Source organism: Streptomyces pactum (assembly GCF_016031615.1).
Classification (GTDB): Bacteria; Actinomycetota; Actinomycetes; order Streptomycetales; family Streptomycetaceae; genus Streptomyces; species Streptomyces pactus.
Map to the genome: position 1 here is coordinate 2857851 of NZ_JACYXC010000001.1, position 16352 is coordinate 2874202.

The window sequence follows — 16352 nt, forward strand, 5'->3', positions numbered from 1 at the left end:
CCCCGCTCACCGGCGGCGGCCGGGGCCCGGTGTGACCCGCGTGGACCGGGCCGCCGTCACTGCCGGGGGCGGGACTGCCCGGTGCCCTTCGCCGCGTCCAGCGCGTAGACGCAGCGGTCCTTGCTGCACGCGTACACCACACCGCCGGCCACCACCGGGGAGCCGGTGATCTCGCCGCCGGTGGCGAGCTTCCAGCGCAGCTGGCCGCCCGCCGCGTCCACCGTGTACAGGCAGTGGTCTGCCGACCCGAAGTGCACCCGGCCCTCGGCCACCACCGGGGAGCCGATGACCTCCCCGCCCGCGGCGAAGCGCCACTTGGGGGTGCCGGTGACCGCGTCCAGCGTGTACAGGGCGCTGCCGCTGCCCAGGTGGACCGAGCCGTCGGCGATCAGCACCGGGTCGATCGCCTGCCGGGACTCGGTCGCGATCCGCCAGCGGTCGCGGCCGGTGCTCGCGTCGATGGCGTAGACCGTGCCCAGGTAGTCGGCGATGTAGACGCCACCCCCGGTCACCGCGGGCCCGGGCGCGTACGCGGGGGCGCACAGGAAGACCGCCGGCGCCTCGAAGCGCCAGCGCACGTCGCCGCGCGCGATGTCGATGGCGAGCACCCGGGTGCCCGCGGCGACGTACACCACCCCGTCCGGAGCGGGCAGCAGGCGGATCGGCACCGCCCCGCAGGAGGCGGCGTCACCCACCGGGTAGGACCAGCGCTCGGCGCCGGTGCGCGCCTCCAGGGCCCGCAGCCGGGCGTCGGCCCACACGTACACCGTGCCGTCGTGGATCACCGGCCCGGACTCGGGGGTCTCGAAGTCGGTCTGCGCGCCCTGCATCTCCCACAGCAGTTCGCCGTTGGCGGCCTCCCAGGCCTGGACACCGCCGCCGCGGGTGCCGGTGACCACCGTGCCGCGGTCCACCTTGAGGGAGTAGACCCAGCCCTCGGTGGCCAGCCGCCAGCGCTCCGAGCCGTCGGCCGCGTCCAGCGCGTACAGGGTGGGGCCGTCGGAGGCGTGGATGCGGCCGTCGGCGACCGCCATCGCCCAGGCCACGTCGCGGGTCTTGAACTGCCGCCGGCCGGTGGCCACGTCCAGGGCGTGCACCTCGAAGGAGGTCACGTACAGCAGGTCTCCGGCGACCGCCGGGGTGCCCCACACGTCGTTCGACATCCGGAACCGCCAGGGGCGCCAGCGGGGCGGGCCGGGCGGCTCCGGGGGCGGCGCGGCGTCCGGCGGGGGCGCCACGGGCTGCGGCGGCACGGCGGCCAGCGGCGGTGCGCCGGTCGCGCCGTCCGGGGGGCGGACCCAGCCGGTGCCGGCCACCGGGTCCCGGCGCGGGGTCCCGGCGTGGGTGTCGGCGGCCCGGGGCCCGGGACCGATCGGCACCTGGGAGCCGGTCAGCCGCACCGCGCCGTCGGTGCCCGGCCCGGCCGCGGCGGGCAGCGGCGCCGAACCCCGCGGGGTCCCGGCGCCGTGCTGCGGCGGGTGGCCGGTCGGGGCGGGCTGGGCCGCGTGCCGTCCCGGCGGGCCGGCGGAGCTGACCTGGCTGGCCGGGCTGGCCGCCTCGGGGCCGCGCAGCCCACCGCGCGGGTCGCCGGCGGCCGAGGGGTCCCAGCCGGTGCCGCCGACCGGCGCCGGGGAGCCGTGCCGGGGGCCGCGGCCGGTGCCCGGGCCGGGCCGGACCTGGGACGGGCCGGCCGGGTAGCCGGGACGGGACGGGACCGGCGGCCGGCCATCGCCCGCGCCGCCGGCGGGCTGCACCGGCCGGCCGCCGCGCCGGCTCTCGATGAGGGCCACCGCGCTGGCCGGCAGCCAGGCGGAGGCGGTACCGCTGTCGTCACCCCCGGACGCGAACAGGTGCGGGGCGAGCTGCGCCTGGAGGTCGGCGGGGCTGGGCCGCCGCTCGGCCTCCATCTGCATACAGGACTCGATCAGCGGCCGCAGCTCGTCGGGGAGGCCGGACAGGTCCGGGCCCTCCCGCAGCAGCATGAACACCGTCTCCACCGGATTGGCGCCGTGGTACGGGGCGTGCCCGGTGGCCGCGAAGGTGAGCGTGGAGCCGAGCGAGAAGATGTCGCTGGCGCCGGTCACGCTGCGCGAGTCGCGGGCCTGCTCGGGCGACATGTAGGCCGGGGTGCCGACGGCCACGTTGGTCATGGTCAGCCGGGTGCTGGAGACGCCCGAGGCGATGCCGAAGTCGATCACCCGCGGCCCGTCCTCGACGACCAGGACGTTCGACGGCTTCAGGTCGCGGTGGACCAGGCCGGCGCCGTGGATGGAGTGCAGCGCCTCCGCGACACCGGCGGCCAGCCAGCGCACGGCCTGGGCCGGCAGCGGCCCGCACTCGTTGACTATCTCCTCCAGCGAGGGGGCCGGCACATAGGCGGTGGCGAGCCACGGGACGGGGGCGCGGGGGTCGGCGTCCACCACGGCGGCGGTGTAGAAGCCGCTGACCGCGCGGGCCGCCTCGACCTCGCGGGTGAACCGGACCCGGAACAGCTGGTCCTCGGCGAGTTCGGTACGGACGGTCTTGATCGCCACCCGCCGGCCGGACGCCGAGCGCGCGAGATAGACCAGCCCCATGCCGCCCGCGCCGAGCCGGCCGAGCACCTCGAACGGGCCGATCCGCCTCGGGTCGTGCTGCGTCAGCTGCTCCACCACTTGCCTGCCACCTCCCCGTAGGGCTCGAAGTTAACAGCCCCGTGCAGCGTCTCACCGACAAACCGTCCGGCGGCACGCAAGCTGCATTCTCTCTGCCGAACGCGGCGGTTGCTAACCCGGGGCCCATTGGTCATGTCATTGGCTGATACGTGGTGGAGTGCGTAACTCGGCACTATGCACGCTTACGTAGCCCTATGCGGCTTTCGCGGTGTCCGAAACAGCGAAGTTTGCGCCCTGATTGTCGACAACCATGGCGAATCTGCCGTACGGCGTGTCCCACGGCCCGGAGGTGGTCCGCCCACCGAGCCGGCGCACCGCGGCGACCGCCGCGTCACAGTCCGCGACCGCGAAGTGGACCAGGAAGTGGGCGGGGAGTTCGACCGGGTACGTCTCGTCCAGCACCACCCGGCCGCACACGGCCGTCTCCACCCCGGCGGGCTCCCCCGCCGGTGACCACAGGACGGCGTCGATCCCGGGCAGCCCCGCGTCCCGCGCCCGGTAGCCGAAGAGGCGGGTGTAGAAGGAGTCCACCGCGTCCCGGTCCCGGGTGTACACCTCGGTCCACGCGTAGCAGCCGGGCTCGCCCTCGGCCTCGAACCCGTGGTGGCTGCCGGGCTGCCAGAGCCCGAACACCGCCCCGCCGGGGTCGGCCGCGGTGGCCAGGACGCCGAAGTCGCCCAGCGCCATCGGGGCGGTGATCACCTGGCCGCCGGCCTCGGCGATCCGCGCGGCGGTGGCCACCGCGTCCCGGACGGCGAGGTACACGTTCCACACGGTGGGCATCCGGCCGTCGGGCTTGGGCGCGAGCGCCGCGACGTTCCGGCCCTGGTGGAACGCCTGGGTGTAGAAGCCGTGCGCGGCGTCCCCGGCGTCGAAGGTCCAGCCGAACAGCTCCCCGTAGAACCGCTTGCCCGCCTCGACGTCGGGGAGCGCGGCGTCCACCCAGCAGGGCACCCCGTCCGCGAACAGCGGCACGGCGGCGGCGTCGTCCAGTGCGGCCATGGCCGGACCTCCCGTACGGCGGGGTGTTCCTGCCCGCCACGCTAACGGCGCGCCCCGGTTTCCGCGCGGGGGCGCCCGCCGACGGGCGGGGCGGCGCGGCACGGGGACGGATGGCGTACCGCGGGCACGGGCGGAGGCCGGGCCGGGCCGGGGCTGGGGAGGCGGCGGGCGGCACCGCGCGGTGGCGCGGGCACGGGGCGCACCGCGGTCAGGGGCGGCGGGTACGGGCGCGGGGCGGACGACGTACCGCGGGCACGGGCGGGTGGTGGCGGGAGGGGTCACGGCCGGTGCCGGCCCGGCGGGCGCGGCTCAGTACGCGCTCCCGGCGGGTGTCCCCGACCACGGTGGCGGACCGCTTGTCCACCGAGGTTGTCCACAGCCTGTTGATAACAGGATTCGCCCGGGCGGCGGGTGGCCGGGCACATCACCCCGGCGGCGGATCCGCGCGGCCCGCGCCGCGCCCCCGGCACTCACCGCGGACCGCCGGAGCACGGGCCCGCGGAGCCCCGGAACACCACCCGCGGACCGCCGGAGCACGGGCCACCGGGCACCACCGGAGCACGGGCCCGCCGGCACAGGCCCCGGAGCCCGGGGCCCTCACCCGACGGACCGCCGGAACGTCCTCCCGGGCCCGCCGGGGCGCTCGCCCGGGGCCGGTCGGAGCGCTCGGCCGGGCCGTCGCGCGGCCCTCGCACACCGTCCGGAGGCGCTTGGAAACTGCCTGCTCACAGGCGTGGACCGGGCCTGTTCCGGGGCCCAAACCCATTTGCACGCAGTCGAATAGCGCTCTGATCACCCCTCGGTAAGCTGACGGCATGACAGGACAAGTACGAACCGTCGACGGCCGGGTCGCCGGGCGTCGCGGGCAGGCGACGCGGCAGAAGCTGCTCGACTGCCTCGGCGAGATGCTCAGCACGTCCCCGTACCGAGATGTCAAGGTCATCGATGTCGCGCGCAAGGCCGGGACCTCGCCCGCGACCTTCTACCAGTACTTCCCGGATGTCGAGGGCGCGGTCCTGGACATCGCGGAGGAGATGGCCAAGGAGGGTGCCGCCCTCACCGATCTGGTCTCCGGGCGGTCCTGGGCCGGCAAGGCCGGCTGGCAGACCGCCGAGGAACTGGTCGACGGCTTCCTCTCCTTCTGGCGCAGGCACGACGCGATCCTGCGCGTGGTGGACCTGGGGGCGGCCGAGGGCGACAAGCGGTTCTACAAGATCCGCATGAAGATCCTCAGCGCGGTGACCAACTCGCTGACCGAGTCGGTCCGGGAGCTCCAGGCCAAGGGCCGGTTCGACAAGGACGTCAACCCCGCCGCGATCGCCGGTTCCCTGGTGGCGATGCTGGCCGCGGTCGCCTCGCACCAGAAGGGGTTCCAGACCTGGGGCGTGAAGCAGGCGGAGATCAAGCCGAGCCTGGCGCTCCTGGTCCACCTCGGCATCACCGGGCGGAAGCCGGCCAAGTAGCCGGCAGTCCGGCGAGCGACCGGTACGCCGGCCGGGCCCGCCGGACCGGCGCGTCGCCCGGCGCACCGCGGCGGCCCGGCACCGGCGGCGGACCACCGGCGGCCCCTGGGCCCCGGCGCCCGGCGTCCCGGCCGGCCCCGGAGCACCGGCCCGGCAGCGCCCTGCCCCCGCCCCCTCCCCGGCGTACCCGTCCCCGCCCGTTCGGCCCGGCGGATGTGAACCGGCCCCCACCCCTGTCCTGTCACCCAGGGGCCGGTCACCGAGGCACCCGCCCCTCGCACCCGGGGGCCCGGGGCACGGGCCGACGGCAGCGCGGCTGCCGGTCCGCCGGGGTACCGCGTTGCCCGGGCGCCGGCCGCGGAGCGCGCCGGTCCTGGGGCGCACCGGCCCTGGGGCGCCCTCCGCTCCCCTCCCTTCCGGGCCCCTCCGTCCCTTCCTCCGGTCCGGTCTCTTCCTCCGGTCCCTTCCCGCCCTTGCCGGCCGGGGTACGGCGGTTCCCTGCCTGTCGGCCGGGGTGCGGCGGTTCCCTGCCTGCCGGCCGGGGTGCGGCCGTTCCCGCCCTCCGCCGCTCCGCACACCCCGCGCGGCCGTCGGCACCGTGCCGCCCGGCGGGCCGGCGCCCGTGCCCCGCCGGGCGCGTCGGCGCGCCCCACGCCGGTGGACCGGTCCGCGCCCCCGTACCGGGATACTGACGGCGGCGGCACCGACCGAGCACCCAGGACGAACCGATGAGCGGCGACGCATCCCCCTCCCACGGCACCGCGCCGGCCTCCCCGGCCGGCGGCGGGCCGGACGCCCGGCACTTCCACGAGCTGCTCCGCGCGCTGCGGGCCGGCGGTGGCGAGTCGCCGCCCTTCGACCCGTCCGGCGCGCCGGACGAGCCGCTGCCGCTGTTCCACCGCTGGTTCCACGAGGCGGTCGGGGCCGGGGTGCCGGAGCCGCACACCATGGCGCTGGCCACCGCCGACGCCGAGGGCCGTCCATCGGTCCGTACGGTGATGCTGCACGACGCCGACGAGCGCGGCTGGCACTTCGCCACCCACCGCACCAGCCGCAAGGGCCGGGAGCTGGCGCACCGCCCGTACGCGGCACTCGGCTTCTACTGGGCGGCCGCCGGGCGTCAGGTCCGGGTGGCCGGCCCGGTCCGGGCGGCGGACCCGGCGGAGAGCGCGGCGGACCTGCGCGAACGGTCCCCGGCCGCCCGGGTGGCGGCCCTGGTGGGGCGGCAGAGCGAGGTGCTGGGGTCGTACCCGGAGCTGGTGCGGGCCTTCGAGGAGGCCGGGGAGCGGATCGCCCGGGAGCCGGACGCCGTGGCGCCCGGCTGGACGCGGTACGTCCTGGAGCCGGAGGAGGTCGAGTTCTACCAGGGTGACCCGGACCGGCGGCATGTGCGGCTGCGCTACCTGCGCGAGCGGGCGGCTGCCGTGCCGGGGGCCGGGGACGCCGCCGGCCCGTCCCACGCTCCGGCGGGCGCGGTGTGGCGCCGCGAGCTGCTCTGGCCCTGAACCCGAGCCACCACCGGTCCCGCACCCGCGCCCGATCCCCGGCACCACTTCCTGGCCCCGGGTACCACCGCCCGGCCCGGCACCACCGCCCGGCCCCCGGCACCACCCCGCCCGGCGCGCACGGGGCACGGTCCGGTCCCGGGGCGGGACCACACGGCCGCCCGTCACCGGGGCACCCGGCCCTCACCGGCCGCACGCCCGTCACCGGCCGCACGCCCGTCACCGGCCGTACGGCCGTACCTGTCGCACCGGCGTCACCGGGCGCCGCCCGCTGCCCGGTGACGCCGGTGCCCGCCGCCCGATGCCCGGTGGCGCGGCGATCCGCCGCGTCCGCGTCCCGGCCGGTCACCTCCGGCCGCACGCGCTCAGTCGTGCGGCGTGGTGTTGTCGCCCGGCACGGTGACACCGGACAGCCGGGGCGGCGGGTCGACGGCCAGCCGGCCGTGCACATGGACGTCGCGGGGTGTCCCGGTGATGTCGAACATCGCGCCGCGCAGGTCCCCCTCGTGGCGGTAGTGGCAGCGCTCGGCGACCGCGCAGGAGGCGTCGTTGCCGATGGCGTGGCCCAGTTCCAGCCGGTACAGCCCCAGGTCCCGGAAGGCCCAGCGGCTCAGCGCGTCCAGCGCCCGGGTCGCCACCCCGCGCCCCCGTGCCTCGGGCAGCACCCAGTACCCGACCCGCCCGCTGCGGTGCGCATCGAAGTCGATCATGCCGATGCTGATGTGGCCCAGCACGGCGCCCGCGCCGCCGCCGGCGCCCGGTGCGGTGACGGCGAAGGAGGCCATCTCCCCGCACTGCCACCCGGTGGTGCGGCTCTCCAGGAAGTCCCGGGCCCCGGCCTCGTCGGGGGACGGCACGTTGATGGTGTTCCAGCGCCGGAACTCCGGGTCGGCCAGCCCGCGGCGGATCGCGTCCAGGTCCCGCTCGCCCCAGGGGCGCAGCAGGAGTCCGTACATCCGCAGGTCGACCGGTTTCAGCATCCCCGTCTCCTTCGTCACCCACCCCGTATGCGGCATTCAACCGTCATCGGCGGCCGGAGCGGTGCCCGGGGTCGGCCGTCCGGGTGTTCCGGCGGCCCCCGGCCGAGGGCTCACGCACGGTGCGGGACCGTGACCCATCCGCAACCGTTTCGGAATGGATTTGACCGATACCCGTCAATTACCTGGATACGCTCACCCGCATGGCCGACAGATCGCACCCCCACACCGCGCCCGTCTACGTCGTCGGCGGCGGACCGGGCGGGCTCGCCACCGCGGCGGCCCTGGGCGAGCGCGGCGTACGCGCCGTGGTCCTGGAGCGCTCGGACGCCGTCGGCGCCTCCTGGCGGCGGACCTACGACCATCTGCGCCTGCACACCACCCGCCGGCTCTCCGGCCTTCCGGGACTGCCCATCCCCCGCTCCTGCGGCCGCTGGGTGTCCCGCGACGACCTGGTCGGCTACCTGGAGCGGTACACCGAGCACCACGGGCTGGACGTGGTCACCGGGGTGGAGGTGTCCCGGGTGGACCGTGCCGAGGACGGCAGCGGCTGGCTGCTGCACGCGACCGGCGGCCGCCGGCTGTCCTCCCCGGCGGTGGTCGTCGCCACCGGCCTCCACCACACCCCGCTCCTCCCGGAGTGGCCCGGCGCCGACGGCTTCACCGGCGAGCTGAGGCACGCCGCCGACTACCGGGCGCCGGACCCCTACCGGGACCGGGACGTGCTGGTGGTGGGGGCGGGCAGCACCGGCACCGAGATCGCGGTGGCGCTCGCCGGGGCCGGTGCGGCGCGGGTACGGCTGGCCGTGCGCACCGTCCCGCACCTGGTCCGCCGCTCGGCGGCCGGCTGCTCCGCACAGCGGGCCGCGGTACTGACCCGGCGACTGCCGCGGCGGGCCGCGGACCGGGCGGCCCGGACGCTGAACCGGGCGCTGCTGCCGGACCTGTCGGGGTACGGGCTGCCGCGCCCGGCCACGGGCCCGTACACCGGTCACCGGACGGGCGCCGGGCCGGTGCCGGAGGCGGGTCTGGCGGCCGCGGTGGCGGCGGGCCGGGTGGAGATCGTCCCCGCCGTGGAGTCCTTCGAGGGCGGCGCGGTGGTACTGGCCGACGATTCCCGGATCGGCCCGGAGGCGGTGATCGCCGCCACCGGGTACCGGTGCGCGCTGGACGGGCTGGTGGGACACCTCGGCGTCCTCGACGAGCACGGACACCCGCTCGTCCACGGCCCGCGCACCCTCGGCTCGGCGCCCGGACTCCACTTCACCGGCTTCTCCCGCCCGGTCAGCGGCACCCTGCGCGAACTCGGCCTGGACGCGCGGCGCATCGCCCGCGCGCTCGCCCACCGGCCGGCCCCGGCCCGCCCGGCACCCGCGCGGTAACCGCCGCCACCCGGCCGGGGGCGCGTGGGTGCCGGGCACCCGGCTGACGAGCGCCCGGCCGGCGGGCGCGCGGTGAGCGGACCCCTGGCCGTACGCCCCGGACCGGAGCCCCGGGCGGCGGGCCGGACCGGAGCCCGGGCCGCGGGCCGTACCGGCGCGGACGGCCCGGCCCGGACGCCGGACGCCGGAGGCCGGGCGGCGGGTCAGGCCGGGGCGGGCAGGGCGCCCTGGGGCCGGGTGCGCCGGATGACCAGGGCCATCAGCGCGGCGATCGCGCACAGCGCCCCCGAGGCGTACCAGACCACGTCGTACGAACCGAACGCGTCGCGGGCCGCGCCGCCGAGGAAGGCGACGAGTCCGGCGCCCACCTGGTGCGAGGCGAGCACCCAGCCGAAGACGATCGCGCTGTCCTCGCCGTACTGCTCGCGGCAGAGGGCGATGGTCGGCGGCACGGTCGCCACCCAGTCCAGCCCGTAGAAGACGATGAAGAAGATCATCGGCGGGTGGACGGTGTCCGACAGCAGCATCGGCAGGAACATCAGGGAGAGCCCGCGCAACGCGTAGTACACCGCGAGCAGCCGGCGCGCGTCGAAGCGGTCGGTGAACCAGCCGGAGGCGATGGTCCCGATGATGTCGAAGATGCCGATCACCGCGAGCAGGCTCGCCGCCGCGGTGACCGCCATCCCGTGGTCGTGGGCGGCGGGCACGAAGTGCGTCTTGATCAGGCCGTTGGTGGAGGCGCCGCAGATCGCGAAGGTCCCGGCGAGCAGCCAGAACGGTCCGGTGCGCGCCGCCGACAGCAGCGCCCGCACCGCGCGGCGGGCGGCCCCGGGACGGGGTTCGGGCCGGGGCGCGGGCGGCCCGTCGTCCCCGTACGCCGCCAGGCCGACATCGGCCGGGTGGTCGCGCATCAGCAGCCAGACGAACGGCACCACGGCGAGCGCCACCACCGCCACCGTGACGGCGGCCGGCCGCCAGCCGTGGCGGTCCACGATCCAGGACAGCAGCGGGAGGAAGACCAGCTGACCGGAGGCGCCGGCCGCGGTGAGGATGCCGGTGACCAGCCCGCGCCGCTTGCTGAACCAGCGGTTGGCGATGGTCGCGGCGAAGGCCAGCGCCATGGAGCCGCTGCCCAGCCCGACCAGCACGCCCCAGCACAGGACGAGTTGCCACGCCTCGGTCATGAAGACGGTCAGGCCCGCTCCGACGGAGATGACGGTCAGCGCGCAGGCCACCACCTGACGGATGCCGAAACGGTCCATCAGCGCCGCGGCGAAGGGTGCCGTGAGTCCGTACAGCGCCAGGTTGACCGAGACCGCGAAGCCGACCGTCCCGCGCGACCAGCCGTACTCGTCGTGCAGCGGTTCGATGAGGAGCCCGGGGAGGGAGGCGAACCCCGCCGCACCGATGATGGTCACGAAGGCGACCGCGGCAACGAACCAGGCCCGGTGCACCCGCGGACCGCGGCGCCGGGCCCGGGGCGGGTCGTGCCGCTCGAAGGTTTCAGCTGTCTGAGTCACCGGAACAGGATCGGGGCCGCGTCACCCCGTCGCGAGCGGCCGGTGGGACAGCATTCACCAGGATCGGGCCAACAGCATCCGGCCACCGGTGGCCGCCCGGCGCCCTGCACGGAGCCCGACGCGATGCCCATCCCCCGCGCCCGGCGCCCGGCACCGCGGCCCGGCCACCGCACCATCCGGGGCGCACCGCACCGCCCGGCCACCGCACCGCCCGGAGCCGCCGCCATGTCCGGAACGGGCCGTGCCGCCCGGGACGGAGGGCGCCGGACGCCGGCGGGTTGGCGGAAGGAACCCCGTGCCAGGGGCCGGGCCCCGGCGGGAGGGAGGCCGGGGACGAGAGGGCGGGCCGGCGGGCGGCCGGCGCGCGGCGGCGCCCACCATCGGCACCGCGCTCCCGTGCTCCCGTGCTCCCGGCGGGAATGCCCGGGGTCCGCGCCGCCTTCTCCTTACGGGTCGCCGTACGCGTCCGGGCCCACCGGGCCCGCGGCGGCGGGACGGGGCCGGCGCCGACGCCGGGTCATGGGGAGACGGGAAGCCGGAAAGACGGGGAGGGGTCCGATGACGGACGCGGTGGACGCGGTGGACGGCGGAGGTCGGCCGCACCGGGTCGTCGTGCTGGCGCTGACCGGAGTGATCCCCTTCGAGCTGGGCATTCCCTACCGCATCTTCGGCAAGGCCCGCACCGCGGAAGGCCGTTCGCTGTACCGGGTGACGACGTGCACGGTCGAGCCGGGTCCGGTCCGGACCGACGCCGACTTCACCATCGACGTGCCGGACGGGCCGGAGGCCCTGGCGGAGGCGGACACCGTGGTGGTGCCCGCCTCGTTCGAACTCGGACCGGTCTACGAGGAAGGGCGGCTCACCGCACCGCTGGCCGCCGCCCTGGCGCACGTCCGGCCGGGCACCCGGATGGTCTCCATCTGCACCGGGAGCTACGTCCTGGCGGCGGCCGGCCTGCTCGACGGGCGCCCCGCCACCACCCACTGGCACAGCACCGACCACTTCCAGCGCCTCTTCCCGTCGGTGCGGGTGGACCCGGACGTCCTCTTCGTGGACGACGGTGACGTCCTCACCTCCGCCGGGGTCGCCGCCGGGCTGGACCTGTGCCTGCACATCGTCCGCCGGGACCACGGCACCGCGGTCGCCAACGACGTCGCCCGGCGCAGTGTGGTGCCGCCGCACCGGGAGGGCGGCCAGGCGCAGTACATCCACCGGCCGGTCCCCGAACCGCAGCGGTCCACCACGACCACCGCGCGGGCCTGGGCCCTGGGCCGCCTGGACCGGCCGATATCGCTGCGCGAACTGGCCGCGCAGGAGGCGATGAGCATACGGACCTTCACCCGGCGGTTCCGTGAGGAGGTCGGGATCAGCCCCGGCCAGTGGCTCACCCAGCAGCGGGTGGAGCGCGCCCGGCACCTGCTGGAGACCACCGACCTCTCCGTCGACCAGGTGGCGCGGAGCGCGGGGTTCGGCTCCGCCGGCTCGATGCGGCAGCACCTCCAGGCGGCGCTGGGCGTCTCCCCCACCGCGTACCGGCGCACCTTCCGCGCCACCACCGGCAGCGCGGCCGGCCGCACGGGCGGCCACGGCGGGCACGGCCGCTGACCGGCACCCCCGGCCGCCACGGGCGGAGTACGCGGGAAGGCCCGGGCGGAAACACCCGGCGGGACCGCCCACGCCAACCCCGGCCGCCTGCCCCTGACCGCCGACCGGAACGACGCGGTAGGCCGGAAGATCCCGTGTGCCGGGACGATTCCGCACGCCGGAACGATTCCGCGGGCCGGAACGATTCCGCGGGCCGTCGTGCCGGAGCGCGAACCGCACCACATCGCACCGGGCCGGGCCGCGGACGGACCGAACGGGGGCCCGGCCGTGGACGGGTCGTCGCGGGTCGGAGAGGCGGGTGGCGGCACGCCCATGCGCGCCCCGAGCACGGCACCGCGCACCACCACCCGTCACCGGCGCGACGCCACGGTCCGCGCCGGACGCGACCCGCCATCGCCGAGGCGCGTCGGCGCCGTACGGCCGGCCGGCGTCCTCGGCGTCCCCTCGCAACGAATCGCTGCTTCCCAGAGTGATCAAATGAACACGCCAGGTCAACACCTGGGGCGGGAGCGGCCCTTCACGCCTGGTTCATCAGCGCCCGGGAAGGCGGCTCGAAGGCCGGCGTGCCGAGCGGTTCGCACCGGTCCACCTCGCACCAGATCCGCTTTCCGGCGCCCTCGCGCCGCCAGCCCCACCGGTCGGCGAGCACATCGACCAGCTCCAGCCCGCGACCGCTGGTGGCCGCCTCGTCGGCGTGGCCGGGGCGCGGGGCCCGGGCGCTGCGGTCGGCGACCTCCACCCGCACCGTGCTGACCGCGCCACCGGCCGCGCCGCCCGGTCTCTCCGCGCGCGCCGCCCCCGCACCGGCCACGGTGCCGTACGGCGTGACCGGCGCGGGGGCGGGCACCGGGGCGCCGGGGCGGCCGGCGCCGTCGGGCTCACCGGCGTGCCCGGGGGTGCCGGGCAGCCGCATGCTGAGGACGGCGGGGCAGCCGGTGTGCACGACCGCGTTGGTGACCAGCTCGGAGATGATCAGGATCAGCGTCTCGGCCAGCGGCTCGTCCGCGTCTATACCGGAACCGACGAGCCGCGAACGGGCCCACCTCCGGGCGCGGCCGACCTCCGCGGGGTCGGGCCGGACCTCCATCTGCACCTGAAGCACCTGCACCGTTCACACCATCCGAACCGGCGGACACATCGCCTCGCGCCTCGCAAGGGTCACGGTCTGTGACTCCCTTCCGACACAGCATGGTTGACGTACAGTCACCTCAACAAGCGCTTCGGGCATATACCCGCGCCAAGGAGTACGCCGACCGTATCCTGTGCGACGCGCACCGCGGCGACTCGAACAGCCGGCGCGCGGTCGCCCCCACCCCCGGCGAGCGGGGAACATGCGATCTTCAGGGGTCGTCGCACCGACCGACCCGGCATCGTCGCACCTCACCACCGCTCGCACCCCACGGAGGGTACCCGAGCGCGGGCGCGACTCCCCCCAGTGACGAGTCACGCCCGGGACACAACCCGGTATCAACGCTGGGTGACGCACCGGGCCGGGCCGGCGCGGCTCGCACAGGTGCGCGGGGTGACGGCGTGGCGGCGCGGACCGGCGGCTCCGGCCCGGGTCCGGTCACCGGGCGACGGCCCCGGAGCGGCCGTCCGGCACGGCCCCCTGCCCACCGCCGCCCGCCGCGGCGGCTGACTGCCGGCGGCCGGCTGCCGACGGCCGGTGGCGCCGCAACCGTCCCGGCCGTCGTCGGGCCACGGCCTCCGCGACGGAGGCCGGACCACCGCCCGGGCCGGCGGCCGGACCACGACACCCGGCTGCCCCGGTCACCGCCTCGGGCCGGTGGCGCGTGACGGTCCTCAGCCGGCCGCCGCGTAGCGGGCCACGGCGTGCCGGAAGTAGCGGGCCACCGCCTCCGGCTCGTCGGCCGGCCCGATCACCTGGACGATGTGGTAGCGCCCGGCCAGCAGCATCGCGAGGTTGCGGGCGCACACCTGCCGGCCGCCGGCGTCCCGCCACCGGAACTCGCCCTCGGCCGTCGCGGTCCGCCCCACGTCGGTCCGGCGGAGCTGGGAGGCGGAGCTCCACGACGAGGCGCGGAAGGCGGCCAGCTCCGGCTCCCGGGTCTGCTGGTAGGCCATGGGGTCGGTGCCCACCTCGGTGGCCCGGTCCCGCCCGGCGACCACCAGCAGCTCGAAGTCGCCGCCGCGGTAGCGCACCTGGCCGCGGTCGTTCTCGCCCCGGCGGGTCCAGGACCCGGGGACGGCCACCCGGAAGCCGGCCGGGTCGTCGCGCACCACGAAACCCCGGGGCAGTCCGGGCGGCCGGGTGGTCTGCGGTGAACGGCCGTCCCCCCGTCCATCGTCCGCCCGCCCGCCGTCGCCGGGCCGGTCCGCCGTGCCGCCGGCCGGGGCGGGCCGCCGCGCGCCGTCGGTGCCGCTCGGCTCCGACTCCGGCAGGAACAGCACCGCGAACAGCACCCCGGCGACGAGCAGCGCGAGGATGGCCAGGAGCAGGACCAGGCCCAGGTTGCGCGGGTGGCGGCGCCCGCGACCGATCGCGGGTTCGCGGGGGCCCCGGGACCGCCGCGGTGCGTCGGGTATGCGGATCGCGGCCGGCTCCCGGGACGGCGGCGCCTCCGCCGGGCGGACCGCACGCCGCCGGGCGCGGGGCACCACGGGCCCCCGGGTCCGCGCGCGGCGCACCAGCGGTCCCCGGCGGCGGACCACCGGCAGCCGCCGGGCGCCGGCCGGTCCGCCGGAGTCCGGGTGCGGGACCACGACGGTACGGCTGCCGACCTCCGGTTCCGGGGCCGACCGCACCAGGGCGCGCAGCCGGGCGCGCACGTCCTCGGCGTCCGGGCGGGCCGCCGGGTCCCGGCCGAGCAGGGCCTCGACCAGGGGGCGGAGCGGACCGCAGCCGTCCGCGTGGGCCGGGGCCCGGGTGGCCACCTCCCGCACCAGTGCGACCGGGTCGTCCTCCGGGTACGGGGCGTGGCCGCGGACCGCGCGGAACAGCAGCGCGCCGACCGCCCACAGGTCGGTGGCCGGGGTGTCGGCCGGCGGCGGGCCGGCGTGCGCCGGCCCGGCCTGTTCCGGCGCCCAGCGCTCGGTCACCGCGCCGACCAGCGCGAGCCGCGCCAGCCGGGCCCGCTCGGCGGCGAGCGGGGTGGCCGGCCCGCGCCGCCCGGCCGGCGCACGGTCCGGTCGGCCGCCGTCCGGTGCCCCGGCCGGCACGTCGGAACCGGCCGGTCCGGAGCCGAGCGGCCGGGGGGCGAGCGGTCCCCGGGCCGCCGGGGCCGCGCCGGCCGTGCCCCGGGGGTGCGGGTCGCGGCCGGCGGGTGCGACGACGGCGTCACCGGTCCGGGGCTGCGGCACGGCACCCCGCGGTGCCGGCGCGGCGCCGCCCTCGTCCCGGGCCCCGGTCCCCGGCGTTCCGCCACGGCCGTCGGCGTACCCGGCGTCCCGGGCGCGCGGCACCCGGCCGCCGTCGCCGGGCCGGCCGGGGCCCCGGTGGCGGTCCGGCGGGGAGAGGGGCGCCGGTGGTGCGGGCGGCACCGGGTCGTGGCCGCACAGGGCCTCCTCGGCCGCCGCGGCGGCCAGCCCGGTCAGCATCGCCCGGCCGTCCTCGCAGATCACGACGGTGTCGGCGGTGATGTTGCGGTGCACCCAGCCGTGGGCGTGCACCGCGCGCAGGGCGGTGAGGACGTCGGCGGCGACCTCCGCCGCCCGGTGCGGGGACAGCGGGCCCTCGGCGAGCAGGGCGGCGAGCGGGCGGCCGGCCACGAACTCGCTGACGATCCACAGGTCGCCGTCCTCCGCGAAGACGTGGAAGACCTGGTCGAGCCGGGGGTGGTCGGGCAGTGAGGCGGCGGCGGTGGCGGCGTCCACGGCGCGGCGCACCACGGGGTCGTGGGCGTCCCGGGAGGCGGACCGTGCGGGCCGGCCGGAGCCGTCGTCCGGACCGCCGGGCCCCGGGCGTCCGGACGCGTCCGCCGGGGCACCGCCGACGAGTTCGGCCTCGACGACCTCCGGCAGCGGTATCCGGCGGAGCAGCACCCGCTGACCGCTGTAGGTGTCCCAGGCCCGGACGGTGAGGGGTTCCGGTCCGTCGGGCGGCGGCAGCGGCAGCCGGTAGCGGTCGGCGAGCACCCTTCCCGCGTAGTCGTCCACGACGCCTCCCCAGTACGCGCCCGACACGCCGCGCGTTTCCGGTCGTTCTCCACTCACCACGGTCGCGTGCGATCCACGGTCTCTCACCATACGGCCTCGGCCACCCGGTGCCGAGCGGGCCGGGAGCG

Annotated in this window: 10 protein-coding genes; 4 read left to right on the plus strand and 6 right to left on the minus strand. The window is 77.4% G+C overall.

Annotated elements, in window-relative coordinates:
- Positions 1-56: 56 nt before the first annotated feature.
- Positions 57-2654, minus strand: a complete 2598-nt coding sequence (gene afsK, locus IHE55_RS11095; RefSeq protein WP_197988880.1) for a protein serine/threonine kinase AfsK — start codon at positions 2652-2654, stop codon at positions 57-59.
- A gap of 192 nt (positions 2655-2846) precedes the next feature.
- Positions 2847-3656 (minus strand): AfsK-binding protein KbpA, encoded by an 810-nt coding sequence (gene kbpA / locus IHE55_RS11100; protein ID WP_232265527.1) that lies wholly within the window; start codon positions 3654-3656, stop codon positions 2847-2849.
- 815 nt (positions 3657-4471) lie between these two features.
- Between kbpA and IHE55_RS11105 the strand changes: the two genes are divergently transcribed.
- Entirely contained in the window at positions 4472-5119 is a 648-nt protein-coding gene (locus IHE55_RS11105) for a TetR family transcriptional regulator (RefSeq protein WP_197988881.1), read from the plus strand.
- A 728-nt stretch (positions 5120-5847) separates the two neighbouring features.
- Positions 5848-6624, plus strand: a complete 777-nt coding sequence (locus IHE55_RS11110) for a pyridoxine/pyridoxamine 5'-phosphate oxidase (protein ID WP_197988882.1) — start codon at positions 5848-5850, stop codon at positions 6622-6624.
- A gap of 365 nt (positions 6625-6989) precedes the next feature.
- On the opposite strand, the gene IHE55_RS11115 is transcribed toward IHE55_RS11110, so the two are convergent.
- Complete coding sequence (locus tag IHE55_RS11115) at positions 6990-7604, minus strand: GNAT family N-acetyltransferase (protein ID WP_197988883.1); 615 nt, start codon at positions 7602-7604, stop codon at positions 6990-6992.
- 200 nt (positions 7605-7804) lie between these two features.
- Here IHE55_RS11115 and IHE55_RS11120 point away from each other — a divergent pair, with 200 nt between their 5' ends.
- The gene (locus tag IHE55_RS11120; RefSeq protein WP_197988884.1) at positions 7805-8983 is read left to right on the plus strand and encodes a flavin-containing monooxygenase; all 1179 of its coding nucleotides are present in this window, start codon (positions 7805-7807) and stop codon (positions 8981-8983) included.
- A 203-nt stretch (positions 8984-9186) separates the two neighbouring features.
- Here IHE55_RS11120 and IHE55_RS11125 read toward each other — a convergent pair whose 3' ends face one another.
- Positions 9187-10503, minus strand: a complete 1317-nt coding sequence (locus tag IHE55_RS11125; protein WP_197988885.1) for an MFS transporter — start codon at positions 10501-10503, stop codon at positions 9187-9189.
- Positions 10504-11061: 558 nt separating this feature from the next.
- Here IHE55_RS11125 and IHE55_RS11130 point away from each other — a divergent pair.
- Positions 11062-12108 carry a GlxA family transcriptional regulator gene (locus tag IHE55_RS11130; protein ID WP_197988886.1) on the plus strand — a complete coding sequence of 349 codons (1047 nt, stop codon included), beginning with the start codon at positions 11062-11064 and terminating at the stop codon, positions 12106-12108.
- A 517-nt stretch (positions 12109-12625) separates the two neighbouring features.
- On the opposite strand, the gene IHE55_RS11135 is transcribed toward IHE55_RS11130, so the two are convergent.
- Together IHE55_RS11135 and IHE55_RS11140 are read right to left on the minus strand one after the other, a co-directional pair.
- The gene (locus tag IHE55_RS11135; RefSeq protein WP_197988887.1) at positions 12626-13216 is read right to left on the minus strand and encodes an ATP-binding protein; all 591 of its coding nucleotides are present in this window, start codon (positions 13214-13216) and stop codon (positions 12626-12628) included.
- Positions 13217-13911: 695 nt separating this feature from the next.
- Positions 13912-16224: a serine/threonine kinase C-terminal domain-containing protein gene (locus tag IHE55_RS11140; RefSeq protein ID WP_197988888.1), complete on the minus strand. Its 2313-nt coding sequence runs from the start codon at positions 16222-16224 to the stop codon at positions 13912-13914.
- Positions 16225-16352: the final 128 nt, after the last annotated feature.